The 20,634-nt window shown below is 41.7% G+C and carries 15 protein-coding genes; 3 read left to right on the forward strand and 12 right to left on the reverse strand.

The features are described 5' to 3' along the window. Positions 1–24 precede the first annotated feature (24 nt). The 5 genes from ACL9RF_RS15940 to ACL9RF_RS15960 form a co-directional block, all read right to left on the reverse strand. On the reverse strand, positions 25–2,733 hold the full coding sequence (locus tag ACL9RF_RS15940; protein WP_422801632.1) for a carboxypeptidase regulatory-like domain-containing protein: 2,709 nt from the start codon (positions 2,731–2,733) through the stop codon (positions 25–27). A gap of 82 nt (positions 2,734–2,815) precedes the next feature. Continuing rightward, positions 2,816–4,294, reverse strand: coding sequence for a cardiolipin synthase (gene cls, locus ACL9RF_RS15945; RefSeq protein ID WP_422801633.1), 1,479 nt, complete (start codon positions 4,292–4,294; stop codon positions 2,816–2,818). Positions 4,295–4,455: 161 nt separating this feature from the next. Further along, positions 4,456–5,814, reverse strand: a complete 1,359-nt coding sequence (locus tag ACL9RF_RS15950) for a dihydrolipoamide acetyltransferase family protein (RefSeq protein ID WP_422801634.1) — start codon at positions 5,812–5,814, stop codon at positions 4,456–4,458. Between the two features lie 108 nt (positions 5,815–5,922). Beyond that, on the reverse strand, positions 5,923–7,176 hold the full coding sequence (locus ACL9RF_RS15955; RefSeq protein ID WP_422801635.1) for a competence/damage-inducible protein A: 1,254 nt from the start codon (positions 7,174–7,176) through the stop codon (positions 5,923–5,925). A 22-nt stretch (positions 7,177–7,198) separates the two neighbouring features. Next, positions 7,199–9,667 carry a putative LPS assembly protein LptD gene (locus ACL9RF_RS15960; RefSeq protein WP_422801636.1) on the reverse strand — a complete coding sequence of 823 codons (2,469 nt, stop codon included), beginning with the start codon at positions 9,665–9,667 and terminating at the stop codon, positions 7,199–7,201. Between the two features lie 347 nt (positions 9,668–10,014). On the opposite strand from ACL9RF_RS15960, the gene ACL9RF_RS15965 reads away from it, so the two are divergent. From ACL9RF_RS15965 to ACL9RF_RS15975, 3 genes are all read left to right on the forward strand, one after another. Beyond that, positions 10,015–10,887 (forward strand): N-acetylmuramoyl-L-alanine amidase family protein, encoded by an 873-nt coding sequence (locus ACL9RF_RS15965; protein ID WP_422801637.1) that lies wholly within the window; start codon positions 10,015–10,017, stop codon positions 10,885–10,887. Between the two features lie 60 nt (positions 10,888–10,947). Next, on the forward strand, positions 10,948–11,895 hold the full coding sequence (locus ACL9RF_RS15970; RefSeq protein ID WP_422801638.1) for an MlaD family protein: 948 nt from the start codon (positions 10,948–10,950) through the stop codon (positions 11,893–11,895). A 139-nt stretch (positions 11,896–12,034) separates the two neighbouring features. Then, positions 12,035–12,688: a DUF1349 domain-containing protein gene (locus ACL9RF_RS15975; RefSeq protein ID WP_422801639.1), complete on the forward strand. Its 654-nt coding sequence runs from the start codon at positions 12,035–12,037 to the stop codon at positions 12,686–12,688. Between the two features lie 123 nt (positions 12,689–12,811). Here ACL9RF_RS15975 and ACL9RF_RS15980 read toward each other — a convergent pair whose 3' ends face one another. The 7 genes from ACL9RF_RS15980 to ACL9RF_RS16010 all read right to left on the reverse strand — a co-directional run bounded on the left by ACL9RF_RS15980 (position 12,812) and on the right by ACL9RF_RS16010 (position 20,627). Continuing rightward, positions 12,812–13,576, reverse strand: a complete 765-nt coding sequence (locus tag ACL9RF_RS15980; protein ID WP_422801640.1) for a response regulator transcription factor — start codon at positions 13,574–13,576, stop codon at positions 12,812–12,814. 112 nt (positions 13,577–13,688) lie between these two features. Further along, entirely contained in the window at positions 13,689–15,791 is a 2,103-nt protein-coding gene (locus ACL9RF_RS15985) for a S9 family peptidase (protein WP_422801641.1), read from the reverse strand. 435 nt (positions 15,792–16,226) lie between these two features. Continuing rightward, positions 16,227–16,874, reverse strand: a complete 648-nt coding sequence (locus ACL9RF_RS15990) for a bifunctional 4-hydroxy-2-oxoglutarate aldolase/2-dehydro-3-deoxy-phosphogluconate aldolase (protein WP_422801642.1) — start codon at positions 16,872–16,874, stop codon at positions 16,227–16,229. Between the two features lie 13 nt (positions 16,875–16,887). Then, positions 16,888–17,871 (reverse strand): PfkB family carbohydrate kinase, encoded by a 984-nt coding sequence (locus ACL9RF_RS15995; RefSeq protein ID WP_422801643.1) that lies wholly within the window; start codon positions 17,869–17,871, stop codon positions 16,888–16,890. Between the two features lie 59 nt (positions 17,872–17,930). After that, the gene (locus ACL9RF_RS16000; protein ID WP_422801644.1) at positions 17,931–18,677 is read right to left on the reverse strand and encodes an HpcH/HpaI aldolase family protein; all 747 of its coding nucleotides are present in this window, start codon (positions 18,675–18,677) and stop codon (positions 17,931–17,933) included. A gap of 11 nt (positions 18,678–18,688) precedes the next feature. Beyond that, positions 18,689–19,837, reverse strand: coding sequence for a galactonate dehydratase (gene dgoD, locus ACL9RF_RS16005; protein WP_422801645.1), 1,149 nt, complete (start codon positions 19,835–19,837; stop codon positions 18,689–18,691). A 1-nt stretch (position 19,838) separates the two neighbouring features. Further along, entirely contained in the window at positions 19,839–20,627 is a 789-nt protein-coding gene (locus ACL9RF_RS16010) for an SDR family NAD(P)-dependent oxidoreductase (protein ID WP_422801646.1), read from the reverse strand. Between the last annotated feature and the right edge of the window lie 7 nt (positions 20,628–20,634).

The following is a 20,634-nucleotide window of genomic DNA, read 5'->3' on the forward strand; positions in this document are numbered from 1 at the left end:
AAGGATAGCCATTTTTTTTAGATCTTAATTTACGTTGTAATAATACACCGTCCTTCCGACCTTACCCGAAAGATCCATGCCCTCAACCACAACTTTATATTTTCCATTACCATCGCCATTATAGAAATCCAGCACAGCCTCCCCTTTTTCGTCCAGTTTTACATCTGGGTTCCAATATAGGGTAGTACGGTAATCGTTTGTTCCTCGCGTCTGTGGGGTATCGTATTTTGGTGTATAAAACTTACGCTCTTTGATAAAACCTAAAGGATAAAAATCGATAATATTTGTCTTCGGTAAAACGGCTTCGATTTCTGCCGCCGACATGCGACGTCCCTTTGGCGCCTCCTTCTTTGTAATGATAGACACCACACCATCATTATTATACAGGCGGCTTACTGTTCCTAAATCATCACGTGTAAAAATCTCTACGGCTTCAATTTCTGCTGGAGCAATAGCGTTCAATGCATTTTCATCTATAGGCATTCCGTTCAGGAAAAATTGCACCGGCACACGGCTACCTTGGTTATAACTCCGCGTTAGGTAATACTTTAAGGTTTGGGCATCGTAAGTTACCCCCGTCAGGATGGTATTTAAACACATGGTCAAAACATTACATCCACTAAAACGCTCCCCTTCAATACGGTGTTCAGCCATGGATAAACCGGTAAGCGAAGAAAACTCCTTGCTGGTACGCTGAACTTTCCGTGGTGCCACTACCGCAACCTCATCAATTAATATAGAAGTACGGAACTCATTTTTGCTGTTGTTTAAATAGCTGACCATCTCCTTATCGATGTTCAGCACATCGTTGGCTTTATAGGGGTTATTTTCATCTATAGCAGGATAAAAACTCTGGTCCATATTAATAACAATATTGCGGTAATTATCATTACTACGCGCATTAATCGTTACCTTGGATGAATCCGGGAAGCTTAGGTTATCAAAAATAAAGCGCCCGTCCCTATCCGTATATGCATCCTTTCTAAGGCCTCTCGAAGGAACAGATAATAGCAGCCCTCCGTTCGGGTAGGTGCGCCCAGTATTTAAACGTAGCGTACCCGATAAAGTTATAGCCTGCTCAGGCAGGAAATTAAGTTTAGGATACTGTTCAGCGATAAGGTCCTCATACACAAAACGGCGGTATCCCTGCGTCATTAACAACGCATCTAAAGCTTCTTTTCTATTTTTTGCATTCGCATCAAAATAAAATCCTGGCCGTTCAATAAATCCGATTAAATCTGAAGTAAGCAATAAACTACTCAAGATACCATTTTCCTGCTGATCATCGAAAGGAACTTTGGCTTCATCAATTACCGAAATAGAAATCGAACTCGGTAGTTTTTCCGTAGTTAAGTTCGCTAGATTCAACTTCACCTGCTCTTTTCGTCCATAGTTTGCCTTATCCGACTTTACCTGCAGATTTAAATTCTCAGCAGCCTCATTAAAAACAAGCCTTTCACTAATTACCTTACCTTGAGCTGTTAACAACGAAAGTTGAACAATACCATTCGGCAACTCTACTGTCGGAATATTAATGGATAAGCTAGGCGATTTAAGGGTTACCTGTGCACCATAAATCAAATGCCCGTTCATCTGTCCGAATAAGTAAAAGGGTTGGTTTTGAATTGTAGAAAAATAACTATCATTAGTTGCTAAACCAACCGTCATAGAACCTTCATTGGTTTTTACAGAAACGACATTTAAACCCTCATTTTTCACGGCAGGGAAATCAAAAGTGCGCTCCTGGTTATTCGCCAAAGTAACAACAGCCTTATAAGTTTCTCCCGCCACAGGCGTAAACTCAAAATAGCCCATCCCCAAACCAAAGTCTGCAAACTCAGCCACCTGTTGTTTCTTACTGTCTATAACTCTACCTTTTACGGCAAGCCCCTTACCATGAGCGCCCACAGCCTTAAAAGCGACTTTTTTAGGCACAGCAGCTATAAGGTCGCCCCCTTCGGGGAAAAGTTGAAAATCTACATCTACAATAGCATCCTTAAGCGGGAAGTCGCCTACAAGAGCCGCGTCACCATCCAATTTCACCAATAAACGTCCCTTTTTAAGGAGGTTTTTATCTTTGGAGGCAAAGGATATCGTTACCCGTCCCATATCATCCGTTTCAGCCTTCCCCTTATCAAAAGGATCCCAACCGTCGATGGTTTCCCAGGTTAACTTCTTGCGCCCCAACAAGGTACCTTTAGCATCGCGAAACTGTAAAGTAGCTTTTGTTTTATTCCCCTCGGGAAGAAAAGTAATTTCCGTACCCAATTTTTTATTTATAGCATCACCTACGGTGACCACCTTATTAAAGAAATAAGCCATATCAAAGTTCATCATATACTTTGTATAAGCTCTAAAGCGGTAATTATCTTGTTTTATAACCTGAGGGTCCAGCACAAAATACCCCTCCCCGCCATTGTCTTTCAACGGAATACGCAACGTTTGAATTAAAGAATCCCGCCCATTGATAATATCCACATAAGCGATTTTACTCGGTTCGTACTCCAACTGATTATGCAGCATATACGTTTTAAACCATAACGTGTCGCCAACCGCATAGTAAGGTTTATCAAAATGCATATGCACCTTCTCCAATGGATAAACGTTAAAATACTTCTGAACGCGCTCTACAACGGTATTAATGGGTATTTTAGGTACTTCCTGGCCTTTCACGACCGGACCTACAGTAAATAGCAGCAGGAAGATTAAAAAAATCGCAGGTGTTTGTTTCATTTAAAAGGGATTTATAGCTTAATATGCTTTAAAGTTATGATGTAATTCAATTATAAAGGTATAAAAATATCAATTTAACAAATTATAACAAAGGCGCCAACAAACGACATAAAGAATCTACTCCCCGTTTCCAACGTGGACGCTGCTTCCACAGCTCAAGGGTTAACCAATCAGCAGACATTTTATCCAGCTCAAATTGTTGCTCTGCTTGGGCACATAAAGCTGCGTCAGAAACTATAGCGGCAATTTCATAGTTAATATAGAAACTCCGGATATCTAAATTTACCGTACCGATAAAGGTCAGTTTATGGTCTATACAGGCTGTTTTGGCGTGTAAAAACCCTTTGGTATACAGATAAACATGCACCCCACGTTCGAGCAAAGGTTTCAGAAAAGAAAAGGAAGCATGCTGCACAAAATAGGAATCCGACTGTGCCGGAATAATTAACTCCACCTTTACCCCTGCCGAAGCCGCAATAATTAAAGCACGCTCCAACTCTTCGCTGGGGATATAATACGGTGTACACAGCTGCACGCTATGTTTAGCCTCACCGATAGCAATCAGTAGCGCTTCCATATTAAAAGGCCCTATAGATGCAGGGTCGCTAGACACAAACCCTACAGCGGCATTGCCCCTTATACAGGAATTATTTTTAATCTGTCTTAAGTACCCCTCTTCCAACAAAAAAGGTTCCCCATCCGTTTGGTTCCAGGAATTCCAAAAATTTACCTGCAACATACTTACCGCAAGCCCCTCAATTCTTAAGGCCGTATCCCGCCAGTAAATCCTATTCTTTACCTTCGGATCATTGCAGTACTTATCCGATATATTTATACCCCCAATAAAACCGATATGGTTATCAATAACACATATTTTGCGATGGTTTCTATAGTTCGAGTTCGCCAGAGAAGTAAAATTAACTGGTAAAAATGCATTAAATTGAATACGGCTATGGGTAGTTTTTTGCATATACTTCACCATATCCGGCGAGCCAAAACTATCTACAATCAGCCGCACGACCACACCTTCCGCAGCCTTACGCTCCAAGAGATTTAACACCTGAAGACCAATAGTATCTAATTCAAAGATATAATACTCCATATGTATGGCAAACTGAGCCTGCTCCATATCGGATAACATTTGTGCAAATTTCTGCTCGCCATTAATCAGCAGTTTAACATTATTCTGCAAGGCAGGTAAAGACAAACGCTGATTTTTCAGTAAGCGAAAAACCTTGGATAGATCGCCAATTTCAGTATTAATATCCGCAATAAAAGACTCCATCATCCCATCCATCTGTTCCCATTGCTGGGTAAGCCTTTTTGTCTGTTCTTTATTGATCTTTTTTATCTTTTTTACGCGGCCAAACTTCTGACCAAAAAAGTAGTACAACAACAATCCAATAATAGGAAAAAATATAATAACCAAAATCCAGGCTACCGTTTTGGAAGGGTTACGATTTTCAATTAATATCGTACTTATTACACCCGCATACAATAGCACTAACGGTAGCCAGTACCAGTCTAAGGCAAAATGAAAGAATGTTTTTAAAGATTCCATATACATAAACTATACCCTAATCATATTACTAAAATAAATACGTACACGAACGCAAACAAAGTCAATATAGCAAAAAAGTATAGCATCTGTAAAGCCCATATAGCACAAAAAAAAATGCCTTCCCAGCTAGGAAGGCATTGTTATATGCGGTACAATACATTTTAGATAACACGATCTTTATCCCAATTTTCCAAATAATCAGCCACACGCTTTAAGAAAGTCCCTCCCAAGGCACCATCGATAACACGGTGGTCGTACGACATACTTAAATACATCTTATGACGGATAGCAATAACATCGCCATCCTCGGTTTCCAAAACGGCAGGTTTCTTGGTAATGGTGCCCACCGCCAAAATTGCCGCTTGCGGTTGATTGATAATAGGCATACCAAAGATATTTCCAAACGCACCAATATTTGTAAACGTGAAAGTCCCTCCTTGGGTATCATCAGGTTTTAATTGATTTGCACGTGAACGTACAGCCAAATCGTTAACCGATTTACACAAACCAACCAAACTCAATTGATCCGCATCCTTAATTACGGGAACAATTAAGTTTCCGCTAGGCAATGCCGCCGCCATTCCAATATTAATATGCTTCCGTTTGATAATATGATTCCCATCGATCGACACATTCACCATAGGGAAATCTTTTAAAGCCTTGCTTATAGCTTCAATAATTAAAGGCGTAAAGGTAATGTTCTCACCTTCCCGTTTTTTATAACTATCTTTTATTTTATTGCGCCAGTTTACCAAATTGGTAACATCAGCCTCTACAACCGAAAACACATGTGGAGAAGTATGCACCGAACTAACCATATGATCGGCAATAAGCCTACGCATACGATCCATCTCTATAATCTCGTCGCCATCCATACGTTTTACAAGCTGCACGGGTGCAGTAAGCGTTCCAGATTTCTCGGCCGCAGTTGCAGGAACGGACGACGCTGCCGTTGCTGCCGTTGCTGCCGTCTGGGAAACACCTTTCCCTTTAGCCGCAATAAAAGCCAAAATATCTTGTTTTGTAACTCTCCCCTCAGCACCTGACCCCTGCATACCATCTAACTCCTGTTGCGATAAACCCTCTTGCTGCGCAATGCTTTTCACCAACGGAGAATAGAACCTACTTGCAGCGTGCAAACCTTCTGTAGCACTTTCCGCTTTAGCCTTATCCAACAGGTCCAACCCCGGAAAAGACGGTATAGTTTCAGCTACAGCATCCCCTGTCGCTGCGGGTACATCCACATGCTGCACGCCTTCAGCAGCAGCATCCGCATCCCCCTGCACTTCCAGTATAGCAATAACATCACCCACCTGTGCCACCTGCCCTTCTTGAAATAATATTTCTTTCAAAACACCCCTTACAGGCGAAGGCACTTCCGAATCAACCTTATCCGTTGCAATTTCTGCTACCGTATCATCCTCTTCAATACTGTCGCCAATAGCCTTCACCCATTTTGTAAGCGTAGCCTCAGAAACACTCTCCCCCATTTTCGGAAGTATCAATTTGAAAATTCCCATCGTTGTTTTGTTTATATAATAACACTAAATTATATATTTTATTATAGATTCCCTAAAAACAAAATATAATTATCGCACAAATTAAATCGTCAAAATAAAATTTCCCAATTACTGCATTTCACTTTTATATAAATTCCACAGCATAATTAACGACTGCATGACCGTACGCTCTATATTAATAAGGCGGTCGTTTCTAAAATGAAACTGCTTCGTAACAGTTTTTGTGCGACCACTTACGGCCACCCAAACGGTACCAACCGGTTTTTCGGGTGTACCCCCATTTGGGCCTGCGATTCCACTTGTTGCTATACCATAATCGGCAGCAGCAACACGCTTTATCCCTTCCGCCATCTGTATTACCGTTTGCTCACTTACGGCACCGTGTGTTCGCAATACCTGCTCCTCAACGCCCAACAGCTGCTCTTTAATACGATTATGGTAGGCTACAATGCTGCAATCAAAAACAGTACTTGCCCCCGGTATCGCCGTTATAGACGCCGCAACCTGACCACCGGTACAACTTTCTGCCGTTGCCAGTTTCAGCCCATGCTGCGTAAACGCCTCTATAATAGCCTCCGCTAAAGTAATATCCTTCCTGGCCAATACATGTGGCTTTACACGGTCGGCTATTTGAAGCGCAAAAGCATCCGTTTCTGCTTTTAAAGCTTCCATATCATTGCCCTCAGCAGAAAGGCGTAACCGCACCAAGCCCAGTTTAGGAAGGTATGCCAAATGTATATGCGCGGGAAGTTGCGCTTCAATGTCAGCAATCTTTTCCGCCAGGAAAGACTCGCCAATACCGATTGTAATCACATGCGCGTGGTAATATTTTAAGGAAGGCCTAAACGTTTCCAGCCGCTGCAGCACCCTATGCTCCATTAGAAACTTCATTTCGAAAGGAACCCCCGGAAGAAAGACATAAATTTTACCATCCTGCTCCACCCACATGCCAGGCGCTGTTCCGACATCATTAAAAAGAACCTCACTACAAGCCAAAACATCCGCCTGCGTAAAATTAGCTGGCGGCATTACACGATCCGGAGCAGCACGTTCAAAAAATTTACGGACATGTAATAACACCTGCTCATCGCGTACCAAAGTGGTATTGAAATACGCGGCAATAGTATCTTTAGTAACGTCGTCTTTGGTAGGACCTAAGCCCCCCGTAACAATAATTAAATCCGCGCGAGAAGCTGCGGATTTAAGATTTGCGTATATATCTGCCTTTTTATCCGATATGGAAGTAATCTGCCTGACGGCAATATTCAAAGGTCTTAACTGCTGGCCAATCCAAGTAGAATTAGTATCCACAACCTGTCCGAGCAATATTTCATCACCAATCGTTATAATTTCTGCAATCATAATACATCGTTAAGAAAAAAAACTAATATCTAAAATGACTATTTTGTTTGGTAAGTTTCAAATCCTGCAAAATTGAAGCCTTGGCACGAATCGTAATATTGTAACTCTGGTAATTACCAAAAGGTACCCAACCGAAAGACATATCCCAACAGTGAAGATCCCGGTAGATGGAGAAACGCGTTAAGGCCACCTCCTTACGTTTTAAGTCGTAACCAGAGGTAAATTGCACCTTCCATTTCGGTGTAAAATTAACATCTCCATGGATATTAATAGCGGCGTTATAATCGCCCACCTCTTTACGTTTATCCGTATCAAAACGCGTGAAATATTGAAAAGTCAATGATCCAGCAAGATTCCAAGGAATATTAAAATCTACAAAAGCATTTGGGTCCGAAGAGATACGTGCCAATGCTTCCGCCTGCTCCTTAGTCATGTTAGGGGTTTTATTGCGTAAGGAATCGATATTACCGTTTCTGGATTTAGAAGCATTCGGGTTAAAACTATAATCGGTAGAAAAACCAATATTAGTTAAACGCGCCAGTTTACCATCTTTAATCGTAAAGCGATCAATACGCTGCCCCCTGTTGTCCATCACATAAGGGTCAAAGGTACCGTTAAAGTTGATGTTAATCTTTTGGTTAAATAAGGACGTCCGCCCAGAGAAACTAATGGTCGACAATTTTAACGAGTCGGCCACAAAATTATAATTCCCACTAAAAGTCAACCCCTGCAGAATAGGGATTTTCTTAAATGCATTCTTCGCCGTATCACTTTTCTCCCGAATTTTGGCCTCAATATTATTATCTACCGAGAAACCTATACCCATAGATCGCCCAGCGGAAGGGCCACCAAACATGGCGCCATCGAAAATTGAATATTGGTTATAACGGCCATCCGCGTCGATATAAGACTTATAAAATCCAAACCTAGGGTCCGAGAAGTCAGGGCGATAATTTAAGTTTATGGAAGGTGTTACGACATGGCGTATAGCCTCAATTTTTCCAATCTTGGGATACATACCATAAATTTTTGTGGATAGCCCACTGGAAAAAGAGTAATCATAAGCACGGCGAAATCCAGATACAGTATCACGGTCATCCCTATACCCATTTATCTCATTTGCTAACCGTTTACGGATGGTTTGCAAATACCAACGTTCGGTATAATTTACCGAAGTATTAAATTGGAAATGTTTAAAGGCATTTAAACTTAAACTTACCGGGATATTATGCTGTATACCATTGGTAAACTGATTTAAAGTCTGTTTAGAGAAAAGCGTGGAATCTCCTGTACGCAGGTTATTACTTCCCTGCATACTATACCCTACCGTAATCCGTTGATACCACTTTTGCTCGCCCACCCTATTTTTGGAATCAAAGGGGTTAAAGGTGGCGACACTTAGGTTAAAACTCGGTAACACCAAGTCCACCGAACCCTGTGCCATATCCTGGCGGTGGCTCATTGCAGCCGTAAAATTCACCTTACCATCCGCAAAGACCTTTCCATAACTAATGGAAGACCCCATGGTATTTTGTGTTAACTTGGCGGGGTCATAAGTACTTCCGGCACCCGAATTCCTAAAATAGGAGCTCGTACCAAACTCCACCGAAGCAGAAAAAGAAGTCCCCGGGTTTGCCTCCTGCCGCTGGGTATGGTTCCAGGTAACATGAAAATCTTTCGGACTTTGGTAGTCTCTAGAGCCCTCCACGCCGGTTTTCAGGGAAGCAAAACGGATATTAAAAGCACCACTATACTTATAATTCACCAAATAATTCGTCCGTATACTGGCCTCATAAGAACCCTTGGAGTAAATACTAGCGCGCAGTTCAGAGTCCCAATAATCGTTGAAGGTTAAATACCACCCAATATCACGCAAGCCGAAGCCACGGGTCACATCATCCCCAAAAGAAGGGAACAAAAAGCCAGAGGATTTTTTATCCTGCTTCGGGAAGAAGGCGAAAGGAAGACCTAAAAACTTCATGGGAATATTCTGCACCACTAAATAAGAAGGGCCAGCAATAATTTGTTTATCGGTAATAATACCTTTGGAAATATGTATCCCAAAGTGTGTGTGTGGAAAAGGGAGATTACAGGTGCTATATAAACCCTGATGTATAGACATCTCATCGTAGATATTCTTGCGCAACTGCCGAGCCTGTATAAAACCACCATCCACCTCGGTCATAATACCGAAGGTTTTTCCTTCTTGCGTGGTATAATTATAGCGTAAAGAGTCTACAGTCTTTGGGCTATCATTGGGAAAAATAACCACCGGTCGCCCCACATACTTACCATTATGATCGATCACACCCGAAGCAAAAAGGGTATTTGTATTTCTATCCAATCGAATATAATCGGCAGCCAATTCAAAGCCTTGGTATTTAACCTTCGCCCCTTTATAAAGATGGGTAATATTTTTTTTTGCTTCATTCCAAGTAGAATCATTAGCCACAATAGTAACCATGGTTTCGAGTCCACTATCGTCCTTCATTACAACAGTATCTTTACCCGTTTTGGTTTTAAAAGCATTTTTTGTGGTATCAGCAATACTTAGCGTAGTATCTTTTACGTTAGTAGAAGTAGATTTAGGCGATATACCCTGAGAAAAAACATACGATGCCCCTAATAAGAGACAGAGACTACATAATAAAATTCGAATTAACGTCCTCAAAATTGAAAAACAGGTGTTAAATTTAGTAGCAAAATAATAAAACTCTATGGAAACAAAAGTAGACAAAATCATTTATAAAAGGCTGCAATTTTATCATATACTTTTAAACGACTATATTTGCCTATTCTTTAAAAACTGTGAACAGCAAAATTGAAAAAAAAACACGAATGAATTTTTTAAATATTGTTAAAAAGCTAAGTTACACTGCTGCATTATTCGCTACGCTTACATTTTCTACAGCCGCAATAGCTCCTACCCATCAGAACGACCCTTCACAAACAAACAAAACCGTATCAAAAGTAAAAATTATCTGTTTAGATGCCGGTCATGGGGGCCATGATCATGGTGCTGTTGGGCGTAAAGCTAAAGAAAAAGACCTTACCCTAGAGGTTGTATTAAAACTAGGTAAACGTATTGAAGAAGGTTTGCCCGGCGTGAAGGTTATTTATACACGTACGACAGATAGCTATCCCAAGTTGTATGAAAGACCCGAATTGGCCAATAAAAATAAAGCCGATCTTTTTATTTCTGTACACTGCAACTCGGCAGACGTCGATGTACGCACCAAAAACCGTCAAGGGAGGTATGTAAATTCCGTTCGTCGTAATCCATCCGCAAAAGGAACAGAAACCTTAATTTGTGGTTTTAACCGTTTAGACCAGCAAGATGTCGCTATCCGCGAGAATGCTTCCATCCTTTTGGAGGAAAACTACCAGGACAACTACATGGGGTTTGATCCTAAAGACCCATCCAGTTATATTGTTTTTAAATTAATGAAAAGGCAGTTCCGCGATCAGAGCATCAAACTGGCAAGCTACATGCAAGGAGAATTCAGCAATGCCAGCAGAACAAACCGTGGTGTTAAAGAACAAGGACTCGCCGTATTGGCTACGGCAGGTATGCCCGCTGTATTGACAGAGATAGGTTTTATCAGTAATCCAGATGAAGAAGAGTATATGATATCAGATTCTGGACAGAAAGAAATCGTTGAAAATTTATTTCAAGCGATAAAAACTTACAAAAACAATGTAGAGAAGTAAACAATTCTTATATTTAGACTGTTATTACCTGTAGTTTTTTTAAGTCAAATACGATACATCTTGAAAATATCAAACGAATCAAAAGTAGGAGCACTTACGGCAATCGCTATTGCATTATTATTTATTGGGTATAGTTTTTTAAAAGGAAACGATGTTTTCAGTTCTGAAAACACGTTCTATACAGACTATGACAATGTAGATGGTTTGACCACGTCAAAACCTGTAATGGTAAATGGATACCAAATAGGAAGGGTGTCGAAAATGACCCTCTTAGACAATGGTAAAATACGAACACAGTTCAAAATAAAAAATGAGTTCGACATTCCCTCCAATACTATTGCGCGCATCGTTAGTGAGAGTATTTTAGGGAGCAAAGTTATTGTTTTTGATCTGGGGAACAGTAAAACATTAGCCGGCGACGGCGACCCCTTACAGTCGGATGTTCAGGCCAATTTAATGGAAAAGGTAGAACCGCTACAAAAAAAGATCGAAAACTTGGTGGTGAAGCTCGACTCGGTATTAACGGGTGTTAACTCGGCTTTAGACTCCGAATTCCAACGCGATTTCAAGAAAAGCTTACGCAGTATTTCCGCCTCTTTGGGTAACGTGGAACGTATTACGACAGATGTGGAAAATTTAATGGGATCCGAGAAAATCCGTTTAGCACGAATTATGCAAAACCTAGAATCGATTACCAATAATTTCAATGCCAATAATGGCAAAATAAATACCATCCTGAGCAACTTAGATCACCTGTCGAGCGATTTATCAAAAACCGAGATTAAGGCTACGATCGACAATGCGAATGCGGCAATGCTTACGGTAAAAAATATTACCGATAAAATTAATAAGGGTGAAGGCTCTATTGGTCTCTTAGTAAACGACGATCAGCTGTATAATAACCTGAATAATGCCTCCGCGAGTTTGGATGAGCTGGTAACAGACTTGAAAACAAACCCCGGTAAATACTTAAAAATATCGATCTTCGGAAAACGAGATACAAAATAAGATAACAAAAAGAGGTGCTTTTAACAGAGCGCCTCTTTTTGTTTAGTAATATGAGCAAGCCTAAAATGGTTATTTTTCAGTATTCCCGGTCGCATGTAAATATGGTATTTTTGTCGTTCCAATGACAAACAGAAATAGCATGAAAAAAGTAATTTTAGGCTGTGTTGCCACACTATGTAGCCTTTCGTCTTTTGCACAGAAACTCGAGAAAATGAATTGGTTCAATGAGCCAGCATCGTGGGAAATTAAAAACAATAGCCTATCGATGTCCGTAACGCCGAAAAGCGACTATTGGCGGATTTCGCACTATGGATTTACCGTGGATGATGCCCCTTTCTACTATAGCCTTCAAGGTGGGGAATTTGAAACGAAGGTGAAAATATCTGCCGATTATAAAGTACGTTTCGATCAGTCTGGTCTGATGCTACGGGTGGACCATGAGAATTATATTAAAGCCGGAATCGAGTATGTCGATGGCAAGTATAACCTAAGTACGGTAGTAACGCACAAAACATCGGACTGGTCGGTGATTACCTTAGACAAACCTGTTCCTTACGTTTGGATTAAAGCGGTACGCCGATTGGATGCTATTGAGGTATTTTACTCCTTCGACGACAAGGATTATATTATGATGCGTAATGCATGGATGCAAGATAACCGCCCTATTATGGTAGGTCTAATGGCGGCATGCCCCGATGGGGATGGCTTTACGGCAAAATTTGAAAACTTCAGTATTAAGCACCTTCCCGACCAACGCCGTACAGAATGGTTAAAGCAAAATGCCGATAAGTAAGTAGGTAAGCACAAAAAGGTTGGAGCTTAGGCTGTATAAATCACCGAATTGACCTCCACTTTACTTAGCCATATACAGTTGGGTAGCCTGGCGCATAACCGTACTACCGCTACCCAACTGCTATTACCAAAGTTGCAATTTGTCGGCTATAAGGCAGGCTTCCATGGAGTTTTTTACCCGTAATTTTTCAAGAATATTCTGCCGGTGTCGATTCACGGTATTTACACTGATCGATAAAGAATGTGCAATTTCCTTACTAAGATTCCCCGATTTTATAAGCTGTAGAACCTCCTTTTCCCGTGCAGAAAGTAAGCCTTGCAGCTGGTTTTGATCGGGAACAATAACCTGCCCACTGACGGCATTAAAAATATAATGTTGGAGCCCATCGCTGCTGATACCAGGTTCAGGGAGGCCATATAGGCATATAGCCAACCATGTCGGACTGCTGTGCGCTACATATACATAATACATACGATGTTTGATAACCCTAAAATTATTTTCCTTATCGCGCATACGTATAAGGCTATGCACATGATAGGTCGTCCTTTGCTGTGGAGGTAACTTCCTCATCATAGCGAGAAATTGCAGCTCAACGGTATGTTTATTGACGAGATCATCAGGGTGTATGGCTTTAAAGATAGCCTCTTCCCAAATGGAGTTTAACTCCACTTCCGAAGAGTCGGTTTCAATGTCCAGAGCCTGTACAATAGCGCCATAATATACGTAGCTTGTATTGGTTTGAAGATCACTCAAAACAGCAATACAACTCTCTAAAGAAGCATAATTTTGAGCCAACATCTTATACTGCGACAAAGCTTTTTCATATGCTTCGCCAGCAGGAAACTCCTGCCGGAGCAGCTGCGTATTTAAGGTGTCTAAAACGGTCATAATACACGTATTTTATCGTTACGGCAATTGTTAATAGGTAATAGCTAATACCAAAATTATCCGGTGAGGAACACACCGGATAATTTTGGTAGAATAACATAAAGCAGCCCTGTTAATTCAATGTTTCGTCTAACCAGCCAAAAAATTCGCGCTGCCATACCTGTGCATTTTGTCCGGATAAAACCCAGTGGTTTTCGTCGGGCATGTACACAAATCTACTCTTCAAACCTTTAAGCTGTGCCGCTTGGAAGGCCTCCTGCCCCTGTCCTATCGGCACGCGGAAATCCTTGCCCCCTTGAAAGATTAAAATCGGGGAATTCCATTTATCGACATGCTTGATGGGGTTAAAGTCAGTATATGTTTTAGCATTTGCCGCATCCCAATAAGGGCCACCAAGGTCATGGTTAGCAAAGAACATTTCCTCGGTAGTACCATACCAAGATGTCATGTTAAACAAACCGCAATGCGAGATAAAAGTCTTAAAGCGCCCCTCGTGCACACCAGCAAGCATAAATACCGAGTACCCGCCATAGCTGGCACCTATAGCACCCAAACGTGAATTATCGACGTAAGGTTCTTTCGCAAAATCATCTATCGCCGATAGATAATCACGAATCGGCTGTCCACCCCAGTCTTTGGATATATCAGCGTTCCATTTTTCTCCCCAACCTGGCATCCCTCTACGGTTAGGTAGGATAACAATATACCCTTGGGAAGCCATCAACTGAAAATTCCAACGGAAAGAATAGCCCTGCGTTGTTGCCGATTGCGGACCTCCCTGGCAGAATAAAAGTGTAGGGTACTTTTTTGAAGGATCAAAATCCGGTGGATAAATTACCCAAGAAAATAGATCCATACCATCTGAAGCCTTCGTAAAGCGTCCTTCCATTTTAGTTTCCTTAAATTTGGCATACGCATCGTCGTTAACATGCGTAATAGGCATTAACTTTTGGGACTTAAAGCCATACTGATACACCTCTGTTGCCTGTGTCATTTTTGTCGACGTTACAACCAAGCCTTCTTTATTTTCACCTACAATACCGGTAATATCAAACTGCCCAGCACTAATTTGCTGGATTTTTGGAAAATCCCGACTATTTAAATTTGTAGGAAGAATAATTTCAAAAAGCTGTACGGTACCGCGTGTCGGTGCCACAAAATATATTTTCTTGTTATCCTTGCTCCAGGCAAAAGAATTTACAGTGCCATCCCAATGCGCCGTAAGGTTGCGTTTTATGCCTGTAGCAGGGTCAGCAATAACGATATCCGTTTTATCGGCCTCAAAGCCATCGGTTTTCATGCTTAACCAGCCCAACAAGCTACCGTTGGAATTAAATGCTGGATTGGTATCATAACCGTTCATGCCCTCGGTTAGGTTGCTTGTCTGCCCCGTTGCTAAATCATAACGGTAAATATCCGTATTCGTGCTCGTTGCATACGCTTTACCAAATTTCTTTTTGCACACATAAAGAACACTTTTACCATCGGGTGCCCAAGCAAAATCCTCGGCCCCACCAAAAGGAGCCTGCGGACTATAATACGGCTGTCCGGCTAACAAATCTTTGGCTTCACCAATTTTGCCTCCGTCATACGAAGCCACAAAAGGGTGATTAAAACGCCCATCATTAAAGGTATCCCAATGTCTGTAATCTAAATCATCATAGATATAAATATTCGACTTCGGTAAATCCTTAAACTTATCAACACTATGCAGGGGTTTTACCAAAACCGACCTGCTAAAAATAATATGTTTCCCATCTGGTGCAATCTTCACATTCTCCAGGCCACCTTCTATATCCGTTAACTGTATTGCCGTGCCCGCCTGTATATTTTTTTTCCACAACTGCCCCTTAAAGCTATAAATAACATCACCATTGGGTTCAACGCTAATCACCGATTCTCCACCAAGATCGTTGGTAAATTGGGTTACAGTTCTGGTATCCAAATTTATGGTATACAAGTTCTTTTCCGATTTATTATCTGTTAAAGAATAATTGGAAACACCATAAATTAACGTTCTTCCATCCGCAGATAAACCTTCAGCGGAAACCCTGCCCAAAGCCCATAAATCTGTTGCTGTCATTGCATGACGTTCAAAATTTCCTTGCACAACTGTTGTAATTAAGGATTTATCACCAATAAGTTCTTTCTTCTTTTGGGCTAATGCGGAAGTGCTGCATAACAAAGCAATAGCCAAAATTGATACTCTATTCATAATCTACTTATTTATTAACCCTGCAAGATAAGAAAGCTATTTGGAATTTGGGAATATATACCCTGGTGGATTGTATAAATTGGCGAGCCAGCTCCTTGCTTACCTAAAAGTGCCTCACAATTTTTAGGGCTGCTGCAGGAATAAAAAAAAATAGCAACAGCAACCGCAAAAGAACAGGGAAGCAGGCGAATTTATAAACGGTTATTACAGGTAGTTGATACCTGCAAATACCTGAAATGTGGGCTATCGAATATAGGGTATGTCTTAAACTGAAAAGGCAAGATTTAGCGATAAAAATTAGCGCTTTATCCAACCCGGATAGCCTTAAAAAAAGATTTATAGGAGAATTGGCTTACATATACAAAGAAAGGTTCAAGAGGTCTGTAATCCAGCATATATTTCCGCCTCTTGAACCTTTTTCTATTTCGATTATCGCTACGAACAGAAGTGCAGCACTTTGCTCACGCGATCTTGCAACCAACTGTCGTTAAGCGCTGTAGATTCGGGCGCTGCAAAAAGCTTTGACCCCAGACCGACAGCAAAAACACCCGCGTCACGCCAGCTTTTAATACTAAGCTCTGTAACATCGACACCTCCCGTCGGCATAAATTTTAAATTCGGAAATAATGGTTTTATAGCCTTCAAGAATTGCGGGCCTAAAACATCACCAGGAAACAACTTCACCAGATCAGCCCCTAAAGACTCGGCGAATGCAATTTCTGTGGGTGTCATACAGCCAGGAATCCAATACAAACTATGCGCTTTCGCGGCTGCCACCACAGCAGCGTCGATAATAGGGCTTACGATAAATTCAGCGCCTAATGCAGCAAAATCTGCCACCTGCTGGGCATTTTTTATAGTCCCAATCCCCAAAGCAAGATCCGGGTAATGTGCCTGCTTAAAAGCCATCAGCGCTTCAAAATTACGGAGCGCTGCAGCACCACGGTTTACAAATTCAAAAACACGAATTCCACCGGCATACGATTGCGACAATACCGCTTTGCAGTATTCCAAATCGTCATGGTAAAATACCGGAATAACGGGAGCTGCTTTTATTTTATCTATAATAGTTGTTTGCATCATATTGAGATTTAAATTAAAAATCGCCGGCAATAAACAGTTTATCAAAGCCAGTTTTTGTCGCAATATCGACAATTTCCTGTGGATTATACCCCGCGCGTATGCCTTTAATCAACCCTGCCATAAAAGCATCGCCACTACCGATTCTATCGACAACAGCATAGGTCTCTTCTGTTTGCGAAATTGCCACAGCATTGGGTTGGTGGTAAGCGCCAAAGAATAAGTTGTGCGTTGCTGAATCCATAAACCTGAAGGTATTGGCGACATGTTTACAATTTGGATACGCCGCAAATATAGCATTTGCCGATTCTGTACTCGCCTGCACCAGTTCCTCTTTAGGGGTATTGCGATCCAAACCATCGCGCAGCGGAGTGTCCATCATGGTATTGGCGGCCCATATATTACCCATAATTACATCGGCATACTGCAGCATCTCCGGCATCACCTCAACCGGAAGTTTACCATACTGCCATAAGCGGTTTCTATAATTCAAATCTACCGATATGGTAATATTCTTTCTCTTTGCCGCCTGCAGCGCCTCCAGACAAACACGCGCCATATCCGCACTTAATGCAGGTGTAAGTGCCGAAAAGTGAAACCAATCTATATTTTCTAAAGCTGTATCCCAATCTATTTCCTGAGGTTTCAATAAGGAAAAAGCGCTATACTTTCGATCATAGATCACCTCCCCTTTGGTTAAGCCATTTGCCGAAAGTAAGTAGTAGCCACCGAGACGCTCCCCTTGCAGCAAAATAGGATGGGTATCGATACCGTAATTATCCAATAAACGGCGTATACCACGGGTCATCATCGTATCGGGCATCGCTGTCATGTACGCACACGGCACCTGCAGCTTTGCCAATGCTACGGCAACATTTGCTTCAGAACCGCCAGGATAACACTGCAGCGTAGCCTTTTTTTCTTGAAATAAGCCATCTTCCGCCAGCGACTGATACCGGACCAGCAGCTCTCCAAAACAAAGCACTTTTTTACTATACATATTATTCAAAAAAAACAATGCGCCACTAAAATCAGTAGACGCATTGCAACAAAATTAGATTACAGATTATTTATAATATTTTTACACGCATCTACCATAATACCCACATCCACGGAGAAGGAGATATAATCTACACCAATTTCCTTCCAATTTTTGGCATCCGTTAAGTTGTCTGTAAAGACCCCTGTTTTTATTCCTTTTGCTTTACACCCTTCGATGATATACTTCATTTTCTCGAGCACCAAGGGATGATTGATCTGCCCACTTACACCTAAAGCTTGGGATAAATCATAAGGGCCAAGGAATATGATATCGATGCCCTGTACTTTAATAATTTCTTCAAAATTCTGTACCGCTTCTATACCCTCTAGTTGTAGAATAAGAAACTGCTCATTTGCCTCCTTAAAGTAAGCAAACCGGTCTTTGTTCGTATATTCTGCAGCGCGCACAAAACGACATACACCACGCATCCCCATGGGTGCAAATTTGGCATGCTGCACAGCAAGTAAGGCCTCATCCGCATTGGTAATCTGCGGTACCTGAACCCCCTTGGCACCAATATCTAAGGCCTTCCCGATATCTTCGGCGGCATTATTGGCTACCCGTATAATCGGGAACGCACCTGCAAATTGGGCTGCACGGATTAAATTCTGTGCATTTAAGATTGTATTCGGACCATGTTCTAGGTCTATAATTATAAAGTCAAAACCCGCGTAAGCCATCGCTTCAATCATCGAAGGATCGGAGGTTTTAGAAAATGGCCCCAAAACGGATTCGCCATTATTAAGTTTATCAATAAAACGCATAATACTATAATTTACCACTCTGCAATAGAGCCATCGCGGTGTCTCCACACTGGATTGTGCCAGTTGTGTCCCTGTAGGCTCATTTCTTTAACGTACTCTTCATTTACCTCAATACCCAAACCTGGCCCTGTAGGAATGGTAACCATCCCATTGTCATAGGCAAATACCTCGGCATTTGTAATGTAATCCAACAAATCATTCGACTTATTGTAGTGTATACCTAAACTCTGCTCCTGGATAGCGGCATTGTAAGATACCGCATCCACCTGAAGACATGCCGCCAAGGCAATAGGTCCCAGTGGGCAGTGTAGCGCTAATGCCACATCATATGCCTCTGCCATAGCAGCAATCTTACGACACTCCGTAATTCCACCAGCATGCGAGACATCAGGCTGTATAATATCTACAGCACGGCTTTCCAGCACCTTTTTAAAATCCCAGCGTGAGAATAAACGCTCGCCCAAAGCAATAGGAATAGCCGTATGGCGTGCTACCTCAACAATACCTTCCATATTTTCAGACAATAAAGGCTCTTCAATAAATATAGGGTTAAATTCTTCCAGCTTTTTAACCAGAATCTTAGCCATAGGCTTATGCACCCTACCGTGGAAATCTATACCCACATTTATACGATTGCCGAAACGCTCGCGGATGGTGCTCATACGCTCCAAAAGCGCATCTATTTCCTTATAGCTATCGATAAATTTAAGGCGCTCTGTACCGTTAATTTTTACCGTATGGAACCCCCTGTCCATCACATTTTGGATCTCTTCGATAACGACTTTTGGTTCGTCGCCACCCACCCAAGAATAAACGTCAATTTTATCGCGGCACCTTCCTCCAAGAAGCTCATGCACAGGCACATTAAAGAACTTCCCTTTAATATCCCATAGCGCCTGATCTATACCCGCTAAGGCACTCATTAAAACAGGACCACCCCGGTAGAAGCCACTGCGGTACATCATATTCCAATGATCTTCAATAAAACTAGGGTCCTTACCGATCAGCGTTTCCATCAGCTCCTGTACGGCAGCCATGACAGTATCCGCACGCCCTTCAACAATAGGCTCTCCCCAGCCGATAATACCCTCATCCGTTTCGATTTTCAAAAAAACCCAGCGTGGAGGTACTTTATATAGTTTATATCCTGTAATCTTCATATTAAAATTTATCCGAATGATATAATCTCGCCGTTAATCCGCCGTCAACCAGAAAATCACTACCCGTGATATTGGCACTCTTGTCGCTCGCCAAGAAGCACACCATATTTGCAATATCCTGCGGGGTTGAAATTTTTCCTAACGCATGTAGGGCAAAAATTTCGGCCGTTAAAGTTTCAGGATTTTCTTTCTCGGCAAGCCAATTTTGGTAGTGGTTGGTATCGGTAAACCCCGGGGATACCGAATTTACACGTATACCGTATTGCCCTAAGCTGATTGCCATGCTACGTGTCATGGCATTAATACCGCCCTTTGCTGCGGCATACATTTCCGTATTCGGCAAGGTACTATAGGCATGGTTGGAGGAGATATGAATAAAACTTCCCGCTATATTTTGCGCAACCATATACTGCGCAACATATTTACTACATAAAAATACGCCCTTCAGGTCGGTATCGATAACCTTATTCCAGTCTTCTAGCGTTGCCTCTAAGATGGATTTAAAAATGGTGATACCGGCATTGTTTACCAAAACATCAATACGCTGCGTTAAGGCAGCAACCTGATGTACCAAATTTTTAACGCTCGCTTCCTCGCTAACATCGGTCTGTATATACTTGGCCCAGAAGCCGGCTGCAGTGAGTTCATTTTCTACAGCAAGACCTTCGTGATCATACTTTGTTGCTATAATAACGCGGGCACCCTGTTCGGCAAACATCGTTGCTATTCCCTTACCAATACCATTTCCGGCACCGGTAACAATAACAACTTTTTCTCTAAATTCGTCCATAAAAATA

The sequence above is a fragment of the Sphingobacterium sp. Mn56C genome (assembly GCF_049319645.1).
Classification (GTDB): Bacteria; Bacteroidota; Bacteroidia; order Sphingobacteriales; family Sphingobacteriaceae; genus Sphingobacterium.

What these genes read in the sequence shown, in the direction of transcription:
- ACL9RF_RS15940 (WP_422801632.1), bottom strand. Translation starts at nt 2,733, where the DNA reads ATGAAACAAACACCTGCGATTTTTTTAATCTTCCTGCTGCTATTTACT.
- cls (WP_422801633.1), bottom strand. Translation starts at nt 4,294, where the DNA reads ATGGAATCTTTAAAAACATTCTTTCATTTTGCCTTAGACTGGTACTGG.
- ACL9RF_RS15950 (WP_422801634.1), bottom strand. Translation starts at nt 5,814, where the DNA reads ATGGGAATTTTCAAATTGATACTTCCGAAAATGGGGGAGAGTGTTTCT.
- ACL9RF_RS15955 (WP_422801635.1), bottom strand. Translation starts at nt 7,176, where the DNA reads ATGATTGCAGAAATTATAACGATTGGTGATGAAATATTGCTCGGACAG.
- ACL9RF_RS15960 (WP_422801636.1), bottom strand. Translation starts at nt 9,667, where the DNA reads ATGAAGGACGATAGTGGACTCGAAACCATGGTTACTATTGTGGCTAAT.
- ACL9RF_RS15965 (WP_422801637.1), top strand. Translation starts at nt 10,015, where the DNA reads ATGAATTTTTTAAATATTGTTAAAAAGCTAAGTTACACTGCTGCATTA.
- ACL9RF_RS15975 (WP_422801639.1), top strand. Translation starts at nt 12,035, where the DNA reads ATGAAAAAAGTAATTTTAGGCTGTGTTGCCACACTATGTAGCCTTTCG.
- ACL9RF_RS15980 (WP_422801640.1), bottom strand. Translation starts at nt 13,576, where the DNA reads ATGACCGTTTTAGACACCTTAAATACGCAGCTGCTCCGGCAGGAGTTT.
- ACL9RF_RS15985 (WP_422801641.1), bottom strand. Translation starts at nt 15,791, where the DNA reads ATGAATAGAGTATCAATTTTGGCTATTGCTTTGTTATGCAGCACTTCC.
- ACL9RF_RS15990 (WP_422801642.1), bottom strand. Translation starts at nt 16,874, where the DNA reads ATGATGCAAACAACTATTATAGATAAAATAAAAGCAGCTCCCGTTATT.
- ACL9RF_RS15995 (WP_422801643.1), bottom strand. Translation starts at nt 17,871, where the DNA reads ATGTATAGTAAAAAAGTGCTTTGTTTTGGAGAGCTGCTGGTCCGGTAT.
- ACL9RF_RS16000 (WP_422801644.1), bottom strand. Translation starts at nt 18,677, where the DNA reads ATGCGTTTTATTGATAAACTTAATAATGGCGAATCCGTTTTGGGGCCA.
- dgoD (WP_422801645.1), bottom strand. Translation starts at nt 19,837, where the DNA reads ATGAAGATTACAGGATATAAACTATATAAAGTACCTCCACGCTGGGTT.
- ACL9RF_RS16010 (WP_422801646.1), bottom strand. Translation starts at nt 20,627, where the DNA reads ATGGACGAATTTAGAGAAAAAGTTGTTATTGTTACCGGTGCCGGAAAT.